Annotated in this window: 18 protein-coding genes; 5 read left to right on the top strand and 13 right to left on the bottom strand. The window is 52.2% G+C overall.

Features of this window, described 5'->3' with window-relative positions; genetic code table 11:
* Nucleotides 1–281: 281 nt before the first annotated feature.
* Nucleotides 282–1,301: a GPMC system family 4 glycosyltransferase gene (locus tag GBEM_RS01650; protein WP_012528771.1), complete on the bottom strand. Its 1,020-nt coding sequence runs from the start codon at nucleotides 1,299–1,301 to the stop codon at nucleotides 282–284.
* 156 nt (nucleotides 1,302–1,457) lie between these two features.
* On the opposite strand from GBEM_RS01650, the gene GBEM_RS01645 reads away from it, so the two are divergent.
* The 3 genes from GBEM_RS01645 to GBEM_RS01635 all read left to right on the top strand — a co-directional run bounded on the left by GBEM_RS01645 (nucleotide 1,458) and on the right by GBEM_RS01635 (nucleotide 7,126).
* Nucleotides 1,458–2,213, top strand: a complete 756-nt coding sequence (locus GBEM_RS01645) for a GPMC system MBL fold metallohydrolase (protein ID WP_012528770.1) — start codon at nucleotides 1,458–1,460, stop codon at nucleotides 2,211–2,213.
* A gap of 34 nt (nucleotides 2,214–2,247) precedes the next feature.
* Nucleotides 2,248–4,092 (top strand): TIGR04442 family protein, encoded by a 1,845-nt coding sequence (locus GBEM_RS01640; RefSeq protein WP_012528769.1) that lies wholly within the window; start codon nucleotides 2,248–2,250, stop codon nucleotides 4,090–4,092.
* Between the two features lie 256 nt (nucleotides 4,093–4,348).
* On the top strand, nucleotides 4,349–7,126 hold the full coding sequence (locus tag GBEM_RS01635) for a GPMC system transcriptional regulator (protein ID WP_012528768.1): 2,778 nt from the start codon (nucleotides 4,349–4,351) through the stop codon (nucleotides 7,124–7,126).
* 170 nt (nucleotides 7,127–7,296) lie between these two features.
* Here the strand turns inward: GBEM_RS01635 and GBEM_RS21140 are convergent, their stop codons facing one another.
* From GBEM_RS21140 to merB (GBEM_RS01595), 11 genes are all read right to left on the bottom strand, one after another.
* Nucleotides 7,297–8,550 (bottom strand): DNA methyltransferase family protein, encoded by a 1,254-nt coding sequence (locus GBEM_RS21140; RefSeq protein ID WP_012528767.1) that lies wholly within the window; start codon nucleotides 8,548–8,550, stop codon nucleotides 7,297–7,299.
* A 457-nt stretch (nucleotides 8,551–9,007) separates the two neighbouring features.
* Nucleotides 9,008–10,159 (bottom strand): DNA methyltransferase, encoded by a 1,152-nt coding sequence (locus tag GBEM_RS20575; RefSeq protein WP_012528765.1) that lies wholly within the window; start codon nucleotides 10,157–10,159, stop codon nucleotides 9,008–9,010.
* Complete coding sequence (locus GBEM_RS21130; RefSeq protein ID WP_012528764.1) at nucleotides 10,147–11,424, bottom strand: HD domain-containing protein; 1,278 nt, start codon at nucleotides 11,422–11,424, stop codon at nucleotides 10,147–10,149. The genes GBEM_RS20575 and GBEM_RS21130 overlap by 13 nt, the downstream gene beginning before the upstream one ends.
* Nucleotides 11,425–11,454: 30 nt before the next feature.
* Nucleotides 11,455–12,552 (bottom strand): hypothetical protein, encoded by a 1,098-nt coding sequence (locus GBEM_RS21125; RefSeq protein WP_012528763.1) that lies wholly within the window; start codon nucleotides 12,550–12,552, stop codon nucleotides 11,455–11,457.
* Nucleotides 12,539–13,270 (bottom strand): hypothetical protein, encoded by a 732-nt coding sequence (locus GBEM_RS01620; RefSeq protein WP_012528762.1) that lies wholly within the window; start codon nucleotides 13,268–13,270, stop codon nucleotides 12,539–12,541. The genes GBEM_RS21125 and GBEM_RS01620 overlap by 14 nt, the downstream gene beginning before the upstream one ends.
* Before the next feature lie 174 nt (nucleotides 13,271–13,444).
* On the bottom strand, nucleotides 13,445–14,299 hold the full coding sequence (locus GBEM_RS01615) for an SPFH domain-containing protein (RefSeq protein ID WP_012528761.1): 855 nt from the start codon (nucleotides 14,297–14,299) through the stop codon (nucleotides 13,445–13,447).
* On the bottom strand, nucleotides 14,299–14,757 hold the full coding sequence (locus tag GBEM_RS01610) for an NfeD family protein (RefSeq protein ID WP_012528760.1): 459 nt from the start codon (nucleotides 14,755–14,757) through the stop codon (nucleotides 14,299–14,301). Before GBEM_RS01610 ends, GBEM_RS01615 begins: the two co-directional genes overlap by 1 nt.
* Before the next feature lie 259 nt (nucleotides 14,758–15,016).
* Nucleotides 15,017–15,280, bottom strand: coding sequence for an organomercurial lyase (merB, locus tag GBEM_RS22060; RefSeq protein WP_226373950.1), 264 nt, complete (start codon nucleotides 15,278–15,280; stop codon nucleotides 15,017–15,019).
* 86 nt (nucleotides 15,281–15,366) lie between these two features.
* A complete protein-coding gene (locus GBEM_RS01605; RefSeq protein ID WP_012528759.1) occupies nucleotides 15,367–16,221 on the bottom strand; it encodes an SPFH domain-containing protein in 855 nt (284 codons plus the stop codon).
* Complete coding sequence (locus tag GBEM_RS01600) at nucleotides 16,221–16,679, bottom strand: NfeD family protein (protein ID WP_012528758.1); 459 nt, start codon at nucleotides 16,677–16,679, stop codon at nucleotides 16,221–16,223. Before GBEM_RS01600 ends, GBEM_RS01605 begins: the two co-directional genes overlap by 1 nt.
* Nucleotides 16,680–16,938: 259 nt before the next feature.
* Nucleotides 16,939–17,568 carry an organomercurial lyase MerB gene (gene merB, locus GBEM_RS01595; RefSeq protein ID WP_012528757.1) on the bottom strand — a complete coding sequence of 210 codons (630 nt, stop codon included), beginning with the start codon at nucleotides 17,566–17,568 and terminating at the stop codon, nucleotides 16,939–16,941.
* Nucleotides 17,569–17,886: 318 nt separating this feature from the next.
* On the opposite strand from merB (GBEM_RS01595), the gene GBEM_RS01590 reads away from it, so the two are divergent.
* Nucleotides 17,887–18,165, top strand: a complete 279-nt coding sequence (locus tag GBEM_RS01590; RefSeq protein ID WP_012528756.1) for a hypothetical protein — start codon at nucleotides 17,887–17,889, stop codon at nucleotides 18,163–18,165.
* Between the two features lie 133 nt (nucleotides 18,166–18,298).
* Here GBEM_RS01590 and GBEM_RS01585 read toward each other — a convergent pair whose 3' ends face one another.
* The gene (locus GBEM_RS01585; RefSeq protein ID WP_012528755.1) at nucleotides 18,299–18,643 is read right to left on the bottom strand and encodes a cupin domain-containing protein; all 345 of its coding nucleotides are present in this window, start codon (nucleotides 18,641–18,643) and stop codon (nucleotides 18,299–18,301) included.
* Between the two features lie 653 nt (nucleotides 18,644–19,296).
* Here GBEM_RS01585 and GBEM_RS01580 point away from each other — a divergent pair.
* The gene (locus tag GBEM_RS01580; protein WP_012528753.1) at nucleotides 19,297–19,947 is read left to right on the top strand and encodes a hypothetical protein; all 651 of its coding nucleotides are present in this window, start codon (nucleotides 19,297–19,299) and stop codon (nucleotides 19,945–19,947) included.
* Nucleotides 19,948–20,441: the final 494 nt, after the last annotated feature.

The following is a 20,441-nucleotide window of genomic DNA, read 5'->3' as shown; positions in this document are numbered from 1 at the left end:
AAATGGATTGGCACCATCTTTCGCCCCGATGACTGTTCCACTCCGCTCTTTGACAAAGGTTCCGGGGGAACTGAAGTAGATTCGTCCACGAAGCGCTGCAAGAGAGTTCGCGTTCCCCCCTTTGAGAAGGGGGGCAGAGGGGATTTGTCTCTGGTGCACCAGCAGAAAATCCCCTGAGTCTCGTTGCTTCAAAGGGGGCTTATCGCTATGACGGTGTTAAAAGACGGCGGGAGTTGGTTGGCTGACAGAACGCGAACAAGGAGGCGAGAAGTGAGAGAGGATCAGTTTTTTTGCAGTATGTCGCGGTAGAGAGTGAGGTAGGAGGCAGCTTCTTTGTCGGGCGAGTAGTGGTCCCGAACCTGTGCTCTGCCATTGTTGCCAAGCTTCTCCCGCAACCTGGCGTTTGCCGCAAGCTTCCCGGCTTTGGCTACGAGATCCCCGGCGTCGCGATACAAAAGACCGGTGACGTTCTCTTTGACCACGGAGCGGTTTCCTTCTATGTCCGCAACCAGAAGCGGCTTGGCGTAGGCCATCGCCTCCAGGACGGTGTTGGCCATCCCCCCTTCGCTTAGCGAGCTGTTCAGGACCACGTCGACCCGGCGGTACAGGTCGCCCATGCGGTCGTGTCCCACCACGCCAAGATACCTGGCGAAGGGGTAGCGTTCCAAAGCCTCCATCACCTGCGCGGCGTAATCCTTGTCGAGCACGGGGCCGGCGAGGAGCAGGCGCACCTGCGGATGATCGGCATAAAGCGCAGCCAAAGGCTCAAGCGGGAAGAGCACGTTTTTCACCGGGCGCAGCCCCGCGGGGAGCAAAAAGGTGAAGGCCTGTTCCTCGGCTGGGGGAAGCGGGCTGTAGTCGTCGGGAAGATCGACCCCCTGGGGAATGATCGCGGTCCGCTCCTCCAGGGTCGGCATGTGTTCAGCCAGCCGGTGGCGTATGCAGCCATGGAAGGCGACCAGCCGGGACGCCCCCCTCAGGGCGCCATGCAGTTCCATATTGCGCTGGTCGCAGAGCGCCTTGTAGATGTCGGTGCCGGTGAAGGTCACCAGGTACGGAACGCCCAGCGCCTTGGCTAGCGCGCAGGCCACCCTGCCGCCGTGGTAGGCGTGAAAGGCGTGCAGGATGTCGGGCGCGAATTCCTTGACCGCCGCCTGCAGTTGTTCCCCCGCCACGCGGTCCGTCGCGAAGACCTTGACCTCGCACCCGAGCGCTCTCAGGTGCCGCTCGATGCGCCTCACCGTCACGGCGTTGCCGGTTTCCTCGGCGAAGTAGTTGGGGGATATTATGCCGACGCGCATGAGAACCTCTGCTTGAATTTTCGCTCAAAAACGACCGCCAGGGGAGGCCGGCCAGCGTGTGATAATAGCCGCAAAACCCGCGCAAGGCAAGGGATAAACCCCTTGCTTCACTGGCTCATTCCATGTTACCTTACCCAGCATTCCGAGGGGCGACACATGAAGATTACCATCCTCGGCTCTGGCACCTCGACGGGTGTTCCCATGGTCGGCTGCCACTGCCAGGTCTGCGGTTCCACTGACCCGCGCGACAAAAGAACACGTGCCTCGATCCTGGTCGAGTCCTGCGGACAGCGCATCCTGGTAGACACCTCGACCGATCTCAGGGCGCAGGCGCTGCGTGAGGGTATTCCGCATGTCGATGCGGTTCTCTTCACCCATACCCACGCCGACCATATTCACGGCATCGACGACCTCCGCGGTTTCTATTTCATCCACCGCCGGATCATCCCCTGCTACGGCAGCCCGGGAACGATGCAGTCGGCGACCGACAAGTTCGCCTATATCTTCGACGGGCTCACCTCCGAAGGATATTCGCCGTTACTTGAGCCCTTCCCCGTCGAAGACCCTTTCGAGCTATTCGGATGCCGGGTGGTGCCGGTGCCGATCAAGCACGGTTCCTTCGATGCCACCGGCTACCGGTTCGACAACGCTGCCTACCTGACCGACTGCAGCGAGATCCCGGAGGGGTCCCTGCCCCTCTTAGAGGGGCTCGAACTTCTCATTATCGACGCCCTGCGTTTTTCCCCGCACCCGAATCATTTCAACATCGAGGGGGCGCTGCAGATGGCGCAAAAACTGCGGCCGCGCCGTACGCTCTTCACGCACTTAACCCACGAGGTGCGCCACAGCGACGGCAGCCGTCTCCCGGCAGGGGTCGAATTCGCCTACGACGGCATGACGGTCGAACTTTGAAGAGATAGAAGTTATCCAGAAACGGACGGAACCGATGTTTAAAGACATTCGACTGCACGGCTATGCAAACGACCAGATCGAGTTTTACGCCATCACGGCAGGAACCGAGGCGTACAGCCGTTACTTTTTCAACACCGACCCCTCCGACCCCGACGAGATCCGTTTCTTCTCCCCCGGCAACGAGTTCGTCATCGGCCGCAAAGGGATCACCCACCGCGGCAACGGCGGCTCCTTCTGCGAATACATGTTCGGTGTGGACCAGCCTATCGCCGACCTCGCCAAGGAAGAGGTCTCCAACCGGCTCATCGTCTACGGCACCCATTACGACAACCGGACCGGCACCCTCAAATTCAGCGACCGCACCGAAGGCTATCACAGCTACGACAAGATCTTCTTCGACGGCAACGCCATCTTCAACTATTTCTTCGCCCTGACCGGCTCCTCCTTCACCGGCGCCATGCACGAGCAGCAGGAGCGCATCGTCAAGGTGCTGGGGAAGGCGCTCAAGCGCTCCGACGCCGTGGGAGAAGAGCAGGACAACCTCATCATCGACGAGATCCTGAACATCGTCGACGACCCGGGCGCCCATCTTTTCCTCTTCAAGCTCATCAATGTAAGGCACCGGGAATACGGCGACTACTTCAAGACGCTTTACTTCAACAACAAGAAGATCACCGATTCGGACTTCCAGGTGCTGGCAGGTTTGGCCGAGTGCTACGGCATCGACCGTTACCAGCAGGAACGGATCCGGATCGACGTCATGTACAAGCACCCCGACAACCGCCGCATCGTCGACGAGTACCGTAACATCCTCATCGCCTGCAACCGCAAAGGTGAGATCAACAAGCTAGAAAACGCCAGGCTCACCCGCCTGAAGACCCTCTCGGTACGCAACAAGATCCCCGGCGCGCTCTTCTACACACTCGACGAGATGCTGAAGAAGGACAAGAAGCTGGTCGACCTGGAAGAGAGCAACTACATCTCCGAGACCAGGCAGATCCTGGAGGGGATGTTCCTATCCGAGCGGCACATCGAGAGCACCATCGAGCCCGAGGACATGCTGAAGCTCCTCTTCGCCAAGAAGCAGGCGGCGGAAAACCGCGACCATGCGTTCGAGGAGATGCTGCTGGACGCGAGCAAAGCCTGCGACGAGAAGATCCGCGACGGCGCCGACATCTCGATACTCGAAGGGTACTCCTACATCATCACCTACTTCGACCGCTACGACGCCACCTCGTCCGCCATCAACCAGCTGGCCTTCATGGAGAACGTGAAGATATCGGAAGAGATGATCCGGAGCCTTCTGGGGAACAAGAGCGCCTTCGACATGCTGGCCCCGGACCTCTTCACCAAGCTCTTCCTCTCCGGCATCTTCGAGGACAAGTACCTGGGGATCTACGGCCGCAAGAAGGTCACCAACCTGGCGGCGGGGCTGAAGCTGATCGAGGAGAACCGCCTGACCACGACCGGACTCCTGGAGCAGTTGGTGCGCATAGACAGCGACGAGCGTCTTTACCTCACCCTCCTGGATCACGTAAAAGACCGCATCCGCAATTTCTATTCGAAATACGCCACCAAGGGCGACCAGGACGCCCTGAAGAAAGAACTCGCCGAAGAGTTGGTCCATAAGAAGATCCTTTCAGGCGAGATCCCCGACCGGCTGTTCCAGGAGGCGATCCTCACCATCAAGAAAGAGGCAGTCTACATCCACAACCTGCTTCCCCAGATCATCAACGAGAAAAACTGCCTGCTGCGCGAGGATTTCCTGGAGAACTCAGGCCTCGACCGCTTCTACGTCGAGGAGTTGGAGCGCGAATTCTTCGAACTTAACGGGCTGAACCTCGAAGACCTGTACCAGATCCGCAAAGGGTTCAACTAGTCCCATCGTCTCCTCCCCTTGGGCCACCTCCCTCACCCCCGCCCCTCTCCCACCTTCGGACCGAAGCCTACGGTGGGCGAAGGCCCACAGGGCGAGGGGAGACAAGCAACTCAAGGTTAGGAAGCCACTAATTGCAAAGAATCAACGTCCCCGCTTCACCGCATCCCCTAACTCCTCCTCTGTTGACACGGCCCCCGAATTCCTCTACTGTGCCCCTGGTGTGTAAAATTTGTACTCAGAGGAACAGTTACCCGTTATGGACCAGCAACTGAAAAAACTGGGCGACCGCATCGTCTCTTTCGGCAAGGAAAACCTGGACGAGATGCTGCACCTGGTCGGCGAAGGATCCCGGCTCGTCTCCGAGCAAGAACGCGTGCGCATCTACCTTGAGGATCTCACCAAGGGCGCCCTTTCCTGCGCCTTTTCCTGCGGCAGCTTCGCCACCGAAATAAGGCAGGAAACCTTCCCCATCATCTCCGCCGAAGCTGCGGTCTCCCGCACCTTCGTTACCCAGCAGGTCGCTCAGTACCAGAACCCCGCCGAGACCGGTCTCCCGCTGGACCAGGAATTCTCGCGGCGGTTCCAGATCGAGGGGACCACCATGCTCCCCATCACCAGCCTGGGCAAGTCGATCGGCGTCGCCTGTCTGGATGGCGGGACGCTCTCGCAGGAGAGGATCGACACCCTTATCCCGTTTCTGGCGCGGGCGGGCGAACGGGTGGACCAGGCCAGGAAATACCATCAGCAGTTGCTATTGGCCCGGCGCGTCGAACTCTACAAGCGGCGCGAAGCCGCCGGTTTCATGGTGCGCTCCGCCGTCAACCTGATCGACGGGTTGACGCTCGCCTCGGTGCTGGTCCCGGTCAAGGGGGCCATGGAAGTGCTGGCAAGCCACGCCCAGGATCCGGATCTGAAATACCGCTACGACAACGTGGGAGGCATCGATCTCAAGCATGGCACTTCGCTAGTTTCCCGCTACGTCAACGAAGACGGCGTGGTCACCGACCCGAGCCTTTTGAAGCCGATCTTCTTCCCCGACCTTTTTGACCAGTCCATCCAGCGCCGCGCCCTAACCGAAGAGATGGGGCTGCGCACCCTGTACATGGTGCCGCGGGTAGAACCCGAGACGCGCCGCATCATCTGTCTGATGAACTATTTCACCCGCGACGTCACCAGCTACACCGACTTCGAGATGGGACTCTTGCAGACCCACGCCGAGATGGTGGAGCGGGTCATCAACGAGGTGGGGGGTGAGCATCTCGAGATCAAGGTGCTTTCCGAGATCTCCGACCTGCTCCAGGAACCCAACGAGGGACTGCACGGCTTCCTCACTAAGGTCCTCTCCAAGGCGACCGAGCTGATCGGCGCCGACACCGGCAGCATCGCCATCGTTCAGGAGCGCGAGGGGGTGAAGTGGCTGGTGGTTGAAAACGAGGAAGGGACCATCGTCGGGGCCAAGAACAAGGAATGGCTCAAGAAGAAGATCCCTCCCTTCAAGATCGGCGGTGCCGACCTTTCCCCCGAGGAGCGTAGCCTCACCGGCTACGTCGCGTGGACCAAAGAGCCCAAGATCATCGAGCAGGTGGCCGACCAAAGCCAGCACGATGGGTTCCACCGCCCGATGAACGAGCTGATCCAGAGCGAGATGGCGGTCCCCGTCATCAGCGACGACGAGGTGATCGCCGTCATCTGCCTCAACTCCCTGCAAGACGGGTACTTCACCGAAGAGCACAAGCGGATCCTGCAGATCATCGACCGGCTCACCTCGCGCCACATCTCGGACATCCAGCGCATCGAGAGGCTGCAGTCCGAGGTGAACAAGCTGCAAAGCGACATCGCCTACAAGGACCCGAAAGTTTCCTCCTACCGCCTGGGGAACATCATCGGCAACAGCCGCAAGGCCCAGGAGATCGTCGCCTTCATCAACACCGTGGCGCAGCCTTTATCCAACCGGATCGGGTTGTGGAGCAAGCACATATTGCAGGAGGCGACCATAGGCCTACCCTCCATCCTGGTGCTGGGACCTACCGGCGCCGGAAAGGAATTCTTCTTCAACAACCTGTACAACAAGCTCAACGAACTGTATCGGCAGCAGATCAATCCCGAGGGCGAGCTTCCCGTAAAGAAGACCAACATCGCCGCCTACAGTGGGGACCTCACCTACTCCGAACTTTTCGGCCATATCAAAGGAGCCTTCACCGGCGCCTACAGCGACCGCAAAGGGATCATCGAAGAAGCCGCCGGAGGGATCGTCTTTTTGGACGAGATTGGCGACGCCGACCCGAAGACCCAGGTCCAGTTGCTTCGTTTCCTCGACAACGGCGGGTTCGTGCGTCTGGGCGAGAACCGCGAGCGGATCAGCCGCGTCCTCTTAGTTGCCGCCACCAACAAGGACCTGAGCAAAGAGATCGCCATGGGTAACTTCCGCGAGGACCTCTTCCATCGCCTGACCGAGCTCTCCGTCGTGGTGCCTTCACTGAACGAGCGGCGCGAAGACATCCCCGACCTCTCCACCCACTTCCTCGGAAAGCTCTACCGCACCTACAGAAGCCGCGAGGAAGAAGCGCGCGACGACGAGCCGAGCCTCTCCAAAGACGCCAAGGACGCCCTGGTAAGCCACAACTACAAAGGGAATATAAGGGAGCTGCGCAGCATACTGTTGCGCGCCCTCTTCTTCAGGACCGGCAAGATAATCACCGGCGAGGACATAAAGAAAGCCATCAGGGACGGGATGCGCGAGCAGATGACACCCGCCGCGGAAAGACTTTCCGAAGAAGTCGCCGGGGGGATACTCGCAGAGATAGAAGCAGGGAGCGATTTTTGGGAAGCCGTGTACCAGCCCTACTCGCAGAGCCAGATTTCCCGCGACGTCGTGCGGCTGATAATCGAGAAGAGCCGTGTGGCCGCCGGCAAGAACATGCCCGAAATTGCCAGGTACCTAAAAGCCATCACCGGCGATCCCCAGGTGGATGAAGAAGAGAGGAAACGCTTCTTCCGCTTCAAGAACTTCCTTTACAAGACGGTGAAGATTTAAGGGAGTTGGAAGGGTTGCAGCCAGCACAACAGAGCCCCCTGTCATATAGCGACAGGGGGCTCGACTTTCTACTCGGCTCTATTCACAGTACAGAACCATCGCTTTGGAAGCGGGGGGCATATGAACAAAGGTGTCAGCGAGAAGGTACCTAAGGGAAAATAAAATTTTTACTAACAAGTCTTTTCCAAGACGAGAATAATTTCATTTTGCATTGTAGTTACTTGACCATGTTCCCGATTAACTGCCGATTTGGAACGAGCAAAACGATTAATTTTCGAAGGGAACCGTTTCTGGGTCAATGGTCGGACTTCCTTCTGAGTTAAGCTAAAGCCTAAACTTTCAAAGCAATCCACAGTGAAATCATCTAGATTTAAAAGGGCTCCACCAGTTGAACGCCTGCCTACAACTAATATAGCTTTTCCACCAACTCTCAAACAAGCTGCCACGTTTTTACAAAAAAGGTCATAATCGTAAAGAAACTTCGCAATGGGACGTACACGTGAAGACTCATTTGAACCGACCCAATAGGAATTAAGATTAGGGCTCATATCAATCGGCAGGGTTCCACCGCCAAGACAGGTGCCATCAATAGTTTTACCAGCACGTGGCAAGTGCTCTAAACCCTTCAGATACCCAACAACTTCCAGACTTAAGGAAGACGCGGCTCCATATTGCACTGTAGATAATGAATCACCATAAGGAGGTGAAGTTATTACAACATCAAATAGGCCATACTGCTTAGTTGTATTAGAAAATGTCGCGTGGTCACGTGAGTCACCAATTTCAACATAAGAAGGGCCTTCTAATGTCTGGCCTGATTTCAAAGCAGTGCAGCAATACATCAATCTTTTTTTAAGGGAATCCCATGCGGAGATGTCCAATTTTTCTCGTGCATCAGCATTAAGCCGGTGCAGCTTCCAACCCCCTTGGCGGGCGTATGAGACATCTCGAGTAGTTGCACTCAAAACTGAACCTAGAAGAAGCAATTCAGGCTCATCAAGCTGTAGACCATTTATCCACTCAACGATGCAAGCAAGCTCATTCTTTGCACGAGCAGAGAACCAGGGGACTTTTCGATCAGAAGCTAAATCTAAGCAACTCGCAGATTGTATTAACCTAGCCTGTTCAATAGTATTTCCAAGCTTCATTATTTTAGCAGGGTCAACTGCTGACAGTTTAGTCTTAGTTAAAAGCCATGCAAGTGGGTTGGTGTCAATACCAACTCGCAATTTGGCATTTTCTACTGCAGCAAGCAATCTTCCCGATCCGCAAAAAGGATCCATCACAGCTGATTTGGTAGGGATGAATTTCTCAACAAGCGCGACAGCAAGTTCATCGGCCACCATAGCAGGATAGGGGTGGAGACGGCTCAAACGCGTTTTTAGAGCAGTGGCTTTAACTTGGTTTTTATCAGCTCTAAGCATTCGTTAACCGTTAAAAGAGAAGTGTCTATAGTAAATGTTGGATCTAACGGCAAGAGAGACTTGTAGTTTAAAACCCGAAAGGCCTGATCCTTCCGATCAATCTCACATATCTCATCTAAAGAAACTTCCTTCCCAACTCGCAAAGCCATTCTATTACGCCTTGCGGTGGCTGATGCTGTCAACTGAACTAAAATTATGCCATGTTTGTGGCTTGAAAGAACATAATTCAAATATCTACCTTCAATTATGCAGCAACAATTATCACTTGCCCACTTAATAGTTTCTTCATCAATTAAAAGGTGTTCACTGATAGGCATATCATCAATAGAACTGCCTATTGCTTTGGCTCTTTGTTTAATTTCCTCGCCGCATGATCTCAGAGGTAATCCAAGGTACTTAGCTAACGGCCTGGCGAGAGTCGATTTTCCTGTGCATGATGATCCAAAAAAAGAAATAATCATAGCTTTTGAAAGACGCAAACGAATTCAACGGGATCTCCAGCAACCCTATCAGAAACCCTACGACGCGATAAGTAGCGCGATTTTGGCCCCCAAACTATAGGCATGGACTGTGAAAAGTCCTCAATAAGGAGACTTGCAGTGTTTGGAAACTTTTTAGATTCACCAACCACAATTGCGCAATAAGACCCTTTTTTGAGAACCCTGTGTATTTGGTCTCGACATAACCGCATATCAGATAAATATTCCTCCACAGCATTTTTTCTATTCCGTCTATACCTAGCACCGATTTCATCGGCACGTTCTTCCCCCATTGGCCATCCCATCCAAAGATAAAGTAGTCGGTTAGCATGAGTATAATCAATAACACCAGCATAGGGAGGAGAAGTGACTACAAGATCGACAGATTCGTCTTCTAACTCCATGTTACGGGCATCTTGTTGAATAACTTTAGCGGTAGTTGAAATCGGACCTCTGTTTGTATCCATAACAGCACGAAGATTCTTACAAAACAATTCTATCGCATTATGGAAAATCAACTCTTTGGGGCGCACATTATCAGCCACCCAACCCCAGTGATGTCGCCTCAGCTTCCCAGTATGTGTGCGAGATCCATTGGTCGAAGCACAGGCAAAAAGTACATTTGAAAATAACGCAAAAAGGACTTTCTGCACTTGTGATGATTGAAGTTCTATTATTTTCCAAATATAGCGAAGTTGGCCCAGTGTCTCAGAGGAGTACCAACACTCTAGATCCTCAGCTCTCCCCTCTCCATTGACACCTATTTGGGTGCTTTGGCAAAGGTGTTCAAAGGTCAACGAAGAAAATATCTTGTTGCAAACATCACGATCAAGTGGGTTGCCAAGCAAAGATAACTTGGCTTCTGTAATTTGTACACATGCTGAAATACGGTCAGAGACCACAGCGAATCTGCCAAGCTTTAAAGCTTCAATTGCAGTTGTTCCACTTCCCCCAAATGGATCAAACACTACTTCGCCAGTTCTAGATAGAACTTGAATAAGTGCAGCTGGAATTTGTGGAATGTAGTTTCCTGGGAACCAATGGATAGAATGAACGGACCCTAACTCAGTTCCAGCACTAGGAAAGTCCCAGTTTATACGATCAAGTCGTTTAAGGCTTAAAACAGACATTCTTGTATATCATTGTGGCTATTATTGTTTGCGGCCAGGCCAATAATCGTTGTTGAGAAATACGACTCTGAAAGTTGGAAGATTTGTTCTAGCTCATCGGTTTTAAAGGCCGCCCTCTTTGAAGAGCCAACACCAAGAAGCCATTGCTTTGAATGAGTCCCAAATTCTTCTTTTTCCCCCGTATCAAATGAGATGGCGAGATGTCTATCTCTTTTATCCTTAATCCCGTATGCAAAGCATTCACGCCCAAGGACAGACGACACCTCTTGAGAAAATTCTAATAATTTTGAGTATTTAGGTCTATCGCCGTGTAGCCAAAACAGTGGACTGCACACCCAAAGGTCACCCGAAATCCAACGTTGGACTGCTTCACAGACCTCTTTTGTCTTTGACTTGGCAAAGGTTGATAACAACGTATGATCCACCAGGCACCAGTCCTCTTTTGTGATTTCTTGATTTTCAAAAGCTAGGACCGATGCATAAAGCATCATAATTTTCCCAATAAAATCACGTTCAGATAGCATTAAATGCTGATATACATTCTTTCTAGTTGAGCACCATGTTTCAATATCTTCTCTTGCTGAAATACTGAAGATCGGACCGCCGTCATCAACACCTACAATAGATCCAGCCAACCGAGTTGGTACACCGCGATCAACATTTATTCCCATATGAAAAGCCATTCGAAAGACATTATCAATATTATCAATATCGATATCACAAGATATAATTCGGCCTAGAGTTCCTTCTCCGCCAATGTATTTTGTAATGTCTTCAATTAAAGTATCAGACTCAACACCTACATTTTTTCTGGACCACTTTCTTAGGTTAGTTGGTCTCCCAGAAAGAATTTGGAAATCTATACCACCGACCACATGCTCATCGCCATTGCTGAGGATTTCGCGAAGTGTTGATTCATGTTCAAAACCTGTCCCAACATATTGAAGAGCTTCTTCTATCAGATGTCCATAAGACGTAATTGCCCAGTCATGAAGTAATGCAGACGAAACAAGTGCGAGATTATCAAACTTGCTCAATGGCTTCCTGAATTTGATTATGCTAGCCAAATGGGCGACACCTAGCACATGCTCAAATCTAGAAATATTTGAAATTCCAGGCATATCAATTGAATCTATATTCGATAGACGGACATGCCTAAGTCTCTGGACGATAGGCTCTTGGATTAAGTCTACAATAGTGTCGTCAAAGCTGATACGGCCATACAAAGAATCTGTAAAGGGCTTTTTCCAAAGTGGTGTTGCCACGGCAATATTCCTTAAATAATTGTCTAAGTATTATTTATTTTCAGTCGAACCAACTTTACGTAAATCCAGTACCATACTTGCGTAAGCTTTTAGAAGCATCCAATCATTTTCAGGTTGATATGATTCTACAAAAACTGTGAACATGCTATTCCACATTCTCTCAGCAGGAAGTACATGCCTTAGAAAAATACGGTATTGTTCCGGTGACTCTAGATCTGTTAAGGCGTAGATCCCTTCATAAATATTGAGACTCGGCTGCCTTGCAGTCTTATCAACCATTTGACTTTCGAGGGTGTTGAATGCACTTGTTGTGGCACTGTGCATGCCAGCGTAAGTCATTTCGGAGGTAACAAAAGCAATATTTAGACTCTTAAGTTCTTTAGTCTTTTCATCATAAATAGAATCAGTAAATCCAAAATGTGGTGAATGAGCATCGATTACGACTATTTTATTTATATAATTCCCTAAGTCATCACCATTGTCTGACATATACTTCTTTAAATATTCTATAAATTCTACAGGGTGCCGCGATGCCGTCATATATTGAATCGTAAACCCTTGCTTTAAAAAGGAAAGGGCTAATTCCGCTAGTAACTCGCTACACTGGTCCTGATTCTGCGTAGAAACAGCCAACGATTTTAAAGTTTTTTCCTGTCGTGTAAAAATTCCACCGTTGATTCCAAATTTTTCCAAGACTCCTATTATTTTTTTTTCGAATTCTGGTGGAACTGGCACTGAGCTGTGAGCATATGGGGTGCGATGTCCTTTTTTTTTCTTCCAACGGCGAAAGTGACGGATACCCGGCCAATGCTTCGGATTGATACTGTCGACAAATAGCACAAATCTGGTGTAGAGCCTTAAGACCACAAACAATGAATAGATAAAGGAACCTGCAAGGACGCAAGTGCTGACTGCCAGTACTACAGATTTGTAGCAACCAAGCAATAAAGATGCAATTGCAGCAAGGGCGGCGACGAACAAGCTAAGCAAAAAAACGGGGAAAGCTGAGTTGATAAGGTAAGGCGACTTACGTTCACGCCCTACAAGTGTGTAAAGTCCTATGTGAAATGCCGTCAGAGCTCCAGATGCAGTGAGAACTGACCATGGAGAAAGCTCAGGCACCATCATGGAAATCTCCAATTTTTTTATGACTAATTACCGAGATCGCGATATCGGCAATATTCAACATCGATCGTTCTATGGCATCTTCCCATAAGTCAACCTGTTGAATCAGCCTTTCTTCCGACAGGGCTACATTTGTGATCTGACGCAAACATTTTTGTTCCAATGAGGAAGTACTCAACCCATAGGCTCCCAGTTCCTCAATTGCCACCTCACGGGACGGAAGGTCATAAACAGGCAAAAGAAGTTCAATGCCATGGCGGGCCAACGTAGTTTTAAGCCTAGCAATAGCTAAGGGTGTTTGTTCAGGCCAGTCACTTTGATAGTGTGTATACCCAAAAGCCATCTTTGAAGCATTTATCTTTTTCGCAATTGCAACAGATACGACTACGTAAGCATGGTGGCAAGGTAGGCAAGTTTGGTCATAGAAGGAGGTATCTGTCTGGAGTTGATCTGGCTGTTCTATATGAAGCCAATCGGTGCCAGGTGGCAAAGTTCGCGCCAATTCTGCAAGCCGCAGATGGACACGTCCTATCCCCTCAAGATGCTTCGATGTTATGGTAACAAGGGTCACAGGCACCCCAATTGAGTTGAGACGCGCAGCGGCAAGGGTAGAGTCCCGCCCACCAGAAAACATTAATACGACATTAGCCTCATCAGCGCTTTGAATGATGTCGAGATCCACATCCGTTTCCGCAATTTGTTGAACAAAAAATTGACCCACGTATACTAAGCCCTCCCTCCGACACCGGCTAGCTTCGCGTACGTTAATGCACTTGAGCAACTAAGTCAAAGGATTTTAAAGGGTATGAGCTGCAAAGATGATGGATAAATAAGCCAGGGGGGCACTCATTTGCTGTTTCCCCGGAATTCCCATCGCGGCTGTCAACGAGGTTAACTAGACGCTTCTTCCGGCAATCCCCTTTACGGCACCAAGTATGTCTGCCGGCAACACGAAGTTTTTCGTGTTGGGCGAGGTGGAGAGCTTCTGAATGGCATTCACATAGCGGTCGCCAAGGAGGAAAAGGGCGGGGAGCTCTTTGTCGCCTACTGCTACGGCAATGTCTTCGATGGCCTTGGCGGACGCTTCGGCTAACATCATCTGGGCTTCGGCTTCTTTCTTCGCTGCTTCGAGCTTGCCCTCGGCTTCTCGGATCATCGCTTCTTTTTTACCTTCTGCTTCCAGAATCATGGCGCGCTTCAACCGCTCGGCAGTCGCTTGCTGCTCCATCGCCTTTTGCATGGACTCGGACGGCTTGATGTCTTGTATCTCTACTGATTTCACCAGGATGCCCCAGTCGGTGACGTCATCGGAGATGATGTCCTTCAGGCGAGCCTTTATGATGTCCCGCGAGGAGAGGGCGAGGTCCAGTTCCATCTCGCCGATGATGGCGCGCAGCGAGGTCATGACGAGGTTCTGGATGGCGTACTCGTAGTTGCTGATGCCATACACTGCCTTTACGGGATCTACGATCTTGATGAAGGCGATGGCGTTAGCTACGATGACGGCGTTGTCCTTGGTGATGGCTTCCTGTGCGCCGATTTCCAGCGGGATGTCCTTGGTGGTCAGACGGTAGGCGACGATGTCGACGTATGGAATGATGAAATTGAGACCGGGCTTAAGTGTGGAGTGATACTTCCCGAGACGCTGCACAACGAACTCGAACCCCTGCGGGACGAGCCGCACGCCCATGAAGATGGTCACTACGACGACTAAAAACAATATTGCGAACACTACTGCTGCTGGTTCCATCACTTATCCCCTTTTGCTATTTTTTCGACCTTCATGACATGTCCTTCCACGTCGACTACCCGGACGCGATCTCCAACCGCTAAAGGATCATCGGCCACACACGGCCACTCGTCCGCTCCCATCAGCGGCAGATGGAACTTTACTGTCCCCTTGTCGTATTGCTGGGCGCCACGAATTACCAGCCCGGTCTCGCCTATCACGGCTCCCTTTGACGATCCGGCCTTGGTCCTGTCGAGGCGGGTATTGAAAAAACGAAACCAGGCAAAGGTGAGCAGTGCCGATGCCACGGTCCAGATGAGAATTTGAACGGAAAGGGGACAACTCGGAAGGGAGGCTAGGACGATGCTGACAATAACAGCGCCGAGACCGAACCAGATGATGGTGAAGGATGGAATGATTAATTCAAGCCCAATGAGAATAAGCCCCAAGGTGAGCCAGTGCCACCACACAATATTCACAGAAGCCTCCGCAACGATTGAACAAAAACTACTGATCGCTGCGGCAGCATATCACCGGCATTAATGACAAACAATCAAAAAAGCTGTTAATGGAATCAGGCGGGAGGAGGGTGGCCTAATCTGCCGTATCCGCGTCATCCGCTAAATCCGCGTGCGATGCCGTTAGCTTGTATGTCTAACCAAGGCAAATCCCATAGCGCTCACCCATTCGTACAGACACCGGGCCTTGTCGACTACCCCGGAAAGTGACCGCGTAAGATCAAGGGCGTGACGTCTCTCCATGCGACAGTCGTTGCCACATTACTGCGTGTCCGAGCTGCCACGCTTCTTCCAACGACACTATGCTTGCTTCGGGATGCCGAGACAGCCACGAAGCTGCAGCTTCAGCGGAACTTATGAAGTGCACCCCACTGCAAAAGCTGTTACGGACGTTGCAGCAGCCGGCTTGCTCTGAAGGTGCAACCATTGAAAGGCTAACTCCAGCCGGAGACGGATCGACGACTCCCGTCGGAGTTGCCGTCATACCATGCCTGGGGGTCAGGTCTTTATTCTTGCAGAGCATCCCCCCCCTTTGGCGCGCATAGCGGCTGTCCCGCCGATCGACGATAACTAGACGCTTCTTCCGGCAATCCCCTTTACAGCACCAAGTATGTCAGCGGGCAACACGAAGTTTTTCGCATTGGGCGAAGTGGAAAGCTTTTGAATGGCATTCACATAGCGGTCGCCCAGGAGGAAAAGGGCAGGGAGCTCTTTGTCGCCTACTGCTACTGCAATGTCCTGGATGGCCTTAGCGGAGGCTTCGGCTAACATCATCTGGGCTTCGGCTTCTTTCTTCGCTGCTTCGAGCTTGCCCTCGGCTTCTCGGATCATCGCTTCTTTTTTACCTTCTGCTTCCAGAATCATGGCGCGCTTCAACCGCTCGGCAGTCGCTTGCTGCTCCATGGCCTTTTGCATGGACTCGGACGGCTTGATGTCTTGTATCTCTACTGACTTCACCAGGATGCCCCAATCGGTGACGTCGTCGGAGATGATGTCCTTCAGGCGAGCCTTGATGATGTCCCGCGAGGAGAGGGCGAGGTCCAGTTCCATCTCGCCGATGATTGCGCGCAGCGAGGTCATGACGAGGTTCTGGATGGCGTACTCGTAGTTGCTGATGCCATACACTGCTTTTACCGGATCAACGATCTTGATGAAGGCGATGGCATTAGCAACGATGACGGCGTTGTCCTTGGTGATGGCTTCCTGTGCGCCGATTTCCAGCGGGATGTCCTTGGTGGTCAGACGATAGGCGACGATGTCGACGTAGGGAATGATGAAATTGAGACCGGGCTTAAGTGTGGAGTGATACTTCCCGAGACGCTGCACAACGAACTCGAACCCCTGCGGGACGAGCCGCACGCCCATGAAGATGGTCACTACGACGACTAAAAACAATATTGCGAACACTACTGCTGCTGGTTCCATCACTTATCCCCTTTTGCTATTTTTTCGACCTTCATGACATGTCCTTCCACGTCGACTACCCGGACGCGATCTCCAACCGCTAAAGGATCATCCGCCACACACGGCCACTCGTCCGCTCCCAGCAGCGGCAGATGGAACTTCACTGTTCCCTTGTCGTATTGCTGGGCGCCACGAATTACCAATCCCGTCTCGCCTATCACGGCTCCCTTTGACGATCCGGCCTTGGTCCTGTCGAGGCGGGTATTGAAAAAACGGAACCAGGCAAAGGTGAGCAGTGCCGATGCCACGGTCCAGATGAGAATTTGAACGGAAAGGGGACAACTCGGAAGGGAGGCCAGGACGATGCTGACAATAACAGCACCGAGACCGAACCAGATGATGGTGAAGGATGGAATGATTAATTCGAGCCCAATGAGAATAAGCCCCAAGGTGAGCCAGTGCCACCACACAATATTCACAGAAGCCTCCGCAACGATTGAACAAAAACTACTGATCGCTGCGGCAGCATATCACCGGCATTAATGACAAACAATCAAAAAAGCTGTTAATGGAATCAGGCGGGAGGAGGGTGGCCTAATCTGCCGTATCCGCGTCATCCGCTAAATCCGTGTGCGATGCCGTTAGCTTGTATGTCTAACCAAGGCAAATCCCATAGCGCTCACCCATTCGTACAGACACCGGGCCTTGTCGACTACCCCGGAAAGTGACCGCGTAAGATCAAGGGCGTGACGTCTCTCCATGCGACAGTCGTTGCTGCATTACTGCATGTCCGATCTGCCACGCTTCTTCCAACGACACTATGCTTGCTTCGGGATGCAGAGACAGCCACGAAGCTGCAGCTTCAGCGGAACTTATGAAGTGCACCCCACTGCAAAAGCTGTTACGGACGCTGCAGCAGCCGGCTTGCTCTGAAGGTGCAACCATCGAAAGGCTAACTCCAGCCGGAGACGGATCGACGACCCCCGTCGGAGTTGCCGTCATACGAACCGGGATGCCCGTAACCGGGCAATGCGATTCCACCTGTGCGACCTGTTCCAGCGCCACGGGATACATGAGGGCATCCAGGGCACACCAGGTGTAAAGCTGATTGCCGCAGACCGTAAAGGAATGCGGCGTAGGCATGAGCGACAACCCGCAGGCCACCACGTCGCCTTTCTCGTCGTACACCGTGTCGGCAAAGGACGCCAACGCCGCCTCAATCTCGGAGAGAGAACTGTTAAGAGCGTTCGCTATAGTGGTGCGGGAAACAGGCCGCCCCTTCGCCAGAGCACGGAGGAGGAACAACCAGACCCGTGGGTGGTCACAGTGCAAGCCAGCCAGTACATCGTGTAAAGTGCCTCCTGCCATCGTCCCTCCCCCTCCTGGAAAGCTGCCATTATTCATTCAGTTCCCTTATTGCCTTGTTCACACCACGAACGCCGAAAAGGCAGCATCGGGCCAATGGACCCGATAACTTACCACGCCCCTGCCCTATGAGTCACGCTGGGCCAAGACATAAAGACGTGTGCAATGAGCATTTTATGCCTTAAGTGACTGTGTCATATTTGTACAGGCGCTGGCTTGTGCTTGCCATTGTTTCTGATAAAGTAATTTTCGTTTTCGGGTATGCCTGGACATAATCTTCGCCGCAGTAATTAACCATCACATTAAACAAGGAGATTACGCATGAGACTTACTGCAACGTTGGCCGGACTCACTTTACTTGCAGCTTCCACCGCTTTTGCCGCCCCCAAGACCTATCAGGTAACCGGTCCGGTTCTGGAGGTGAAAGCCGACACGATCGTTGTTGAAAAAGGGAAAGAAAAATGGGAGATCGCCAAGGATAAGGACACCAAAATTACCGGCGATTTGAAGGTCGGAAGCAAGGTGACGGTTATGTACACTATGAAGGCCGCTACCATTGATGTCAAAGGCGAAGCCAAGCCTGCCACCAAGAAGAAGTAGCTTTTAACGGCTTTAGTCGTGGCAACCCGGGGAGCGCCAGGGGGCAGAGTTTGAATCTCTGATCCCTTCGCTCCTTGGGTGGTCGCAGTGCAAGCCGCCCTGAACATAGCCACCCCCTCCTTGAAAGTTGCCATTATTCATTCGGTTCCCTTATCTTGTATCGATCAGGTTGATCGAAGAAGGTCATGTCGGCATAGCCGGCGTAGATCCTCCCGGAATGGGGGACGCCCTGAGGAATGAAATAGCGATCCCCCTTCACGTATGACCGCTTTATCCCGTCAATCACCAGCTCGATCCTCCCCTCCAGAACAACACCCCACTGGCTTTCGTGCGAATGCTCAGGCAACTCCACATCCTCATCGAACTGCATGAAGATGATTTGATGGCTGTCCGCTTGGGAAAGATAGGCCGTTATGCCCTTCAATGGAATGTCGGCTTGCGGCAGGTTTCTTACAGGATCGGGGAAAAGTTCCGACATAAACTATGTCCTTAGCTCAATAGGGTGGGAGTTGTTCAATCTTTCAGACCTGACTCGGCTCTAGAAAATGGGTTCAGATCAGTATTGACCTCTTGGTGGATGACTATCGGGTCTGAGATGAGGCCATATTTTGCATCCTCGGGGTACGTCACCGCAATCTCAGGCGTCTCACCGGCAAAAGCGCGGACGGCTTCCCAGGAAGACCACAGAGTACAGAGAAAGAAATGCGAGTGTGCATCTTGTTCTACGCGATGCACATACGCAGCAGCACTACCTGGTATTGATCGTGATTCTTGAACTCCGGTTTTTTCAAGATAAGCAGCGAAAGCATCACCATGTTCAAGAGGCACCGAGCCGTGCCACGTACGAGATATCAACATTAGAATGTGCGTCCCCTTGTCTTCCTTGTCTTGGCAGAGAATGGTGTCGATTCCGCATCATGCTGCTCGGACGGCGGCAGCATATCACTCGGATTCACTACAGACAACGGAAAAAGCTCAAGATTATCGAGCAACTCGCGAAGTTGTCGTTGTCTGTCAGCCTCGCCCCCAAAATGCCGACCGCAGCGGGTTGTAAGAAAAAGGCTGCTTGACAATATTTAATACTCGCTAATAATTGCCCCCATAAATTCAACGCCACGCACAGAGGTAACGATGAGCGAGATATTCGACATCCAAAGCTTTAAGGATCTCGGCGACGGGGACTTGGCCTTCCAGGCAGAGACGTTAGCCGATCGCATGGAGGGCCATGAGGCTTTCAAGGATAAAGCCATTCCCCCCTGCATTCCGGGTCCAACCCAAATCAGGGAGAACGCGCAACAGGTCAAGCAGACATCGAGTGCGGCAAGGCTGGATCCATCGAAGGAGGCCGAAAGGCGGGCTGCGCGGAAGAAGATGATTCAGTCCATAAGGTTCTCCTGCCAGTACGTGGTGATGTATGCGGACCATACCGACAACCCCGGCCTCCTGGACACCATCGGCGTGGATAGAGCACACAGAGCCATTCGGCATACTACCGTCAAGGCACCAACGAGCTTCTACAGGTTCACCGTAACCCACGGCAAGGAGTCCGGCACCGTCAAGGTTCACGTCAGCAGTTGGGAAGGCAAGGGCAGTGTCGAGCTGCACGTCTGCTACGGCAACCCAGGATCGGAAGAGTCGTGGCAGCCGAGCAAAATCTCGCACTACTGCCACTTCACCGTGGAAGGATTGGAACCGGCGCGCAGGGCCTACTTCAGGGCGAGGCTCCTCAAGGATTCCGGCGTCGCCCCCTGGTCCGAAGCAGTGGAACTCATCATCATTTGAAAAGAAAAAGGCGGCTGCACTCCGGTGCAGCCGCTCATTTCCCCACGAATCCTCCCTTCTCCCATTTTGAGGCCTCATCTAAAAGATAATCCCTCCCGCCAATGCGCAAAGGCCAGCCAACACGAACGAAAACCCTTAGCCACAGAGAAAATCTGAGAAATTCTACCCGCCCCTTTACACGCCCGATTGGCCCCTTCCTGTTGGACAGCCGCAAACCGGAATAATGCAAATGCGCCAGCGATTTCGTTATTTCGGCGACAGATTTGCTTATTTGGATCCGGAAATAGTTAATTGCCGATTCAAATTTGCTAAACCCAAATTCAATTAGCATAAACCCGTTTGGAAATAGCATAAACCCAAATGGAAATTGTTAATTTGCTCGCCGGATTAGTTAATTCCATTCGAAAATAGCGAATTATGATTCGGAATTAACAAATTCGTGGTTGGAATAGTCTAAATCGAAATGGGAATAGCCTATTCTTCTTTCGGAATAG

The organism is Citrifermentans bemidjiense Bem (genome assembly GCF_000020725.1).
In the GTDB taxonomy this organism is placed as follows: Bacteria; Desulfobacterota; Desulfuromonadia; order Geobacterales; family Geobacteraceae; genus Geomonas; species Geomonas bemidjiensis.
This window is presented reverse-complemented; position numbering and strand designations above follow the sequence as displayed.

Bases quoted from the DNA above. Each gene is read 5' to 3' on its own strand.
- GBEM_RS01650 (WP_012528771.1), bottom strand. From the start codon at position 1,301: ATGCGCGTCGGCATAATATCCCCCAACTACTTCGCCGAGGAAACCGGC.
- GBEM_RS01645 (WP_012528770.1), top strand. From the start codon at position 1,458: ATGAAGATTACCATCCTCGGCTCTGGCACCTCGACGGGTGTTCCCATG.
- GBEM_RS01640 (WP_012528769.1), top strand. From the start codon at position 2,248: ATGTTTAAAGACATTCGACTGCACGGCTATGCAAACGACCAGATCGAG.
- GBEM_RS01635 (WP_012528768.1), top strand. From the start codon at position 4,349: ATGGACCAGCAACTGAAAAAACTGGGCGACCGCATCGTCTCTTTCGGC.
- GBEM_RS21140 (WP_012528767.1), bottom strand. From the start codon at position 8,550: ATGCTTAGAGCTGATAAAAACCAAGTTAAAGCCACTGCTCTAAAAACG.
- GBEM_RS20575 (WP_012528765.1), bottom strand. From the start codon at position 10,159: ATGTCTGTTTTAAGCCTTAAACGACTTGATCGTATAAACTGGGACTTT.
- GBEM_RS21125 (WP_012528763.1), bottom strand. From the start codon at position 12,552: ATGATGGTGCCTGAGCTTTCTCCATGGTCAGTTCTCACTGCATCTGGA.
- GBEM_RS01615 (WP_012528761.1), bottom strand. From the start codon at position 14,299: ATGGAACCAGCAGCAGTAGTGTTCGCAATATTGTTTTTAGTCGTCGTA.
- merB (WP_226373950.1), bottom strand. From the start codon at position 15,280: ATGACGGCAACTCCGACGGGAGTCGTCGATCCGTCTCCGGCTGGAGTT.
- GBEM_RS01605 (WP_012528759.1), bottom strand. From the start codon at position 16,221: ATGGAACCAGCAGCAGTAGTGTTCGCAATATTGTTTTTAGTCGTCGTA.
- merB (WP_012528757.1), bottom strand. From the start codon at position 17,568: ATGGCAGGAGGCACTTTACACGATGTACTGGCTGGCTTGCACTGTGAC.
- GBEM_RS01590 (WP_012528756.1), top strand. From the start codon at position 17,887: ATGAGACTTACTGCAACGTTGGCCGGACTCACTTTACTTGCAGCTTCC.
- GBEM_RS01585 (WP_012528755.1), bottom strand. From the start codon at position 18,643: ATGTCGGAACTTTTCCCCGATCCTGTAAGAAACCTGCCGCAAGCCGAC.
- GBEM_RS01580 (WP_012528753.1), top strand. From the start codon at position 19,297: ATGAGCGAGATATTCGACATCCAAAGCTTTAAGGATCTCGGCGACGGG.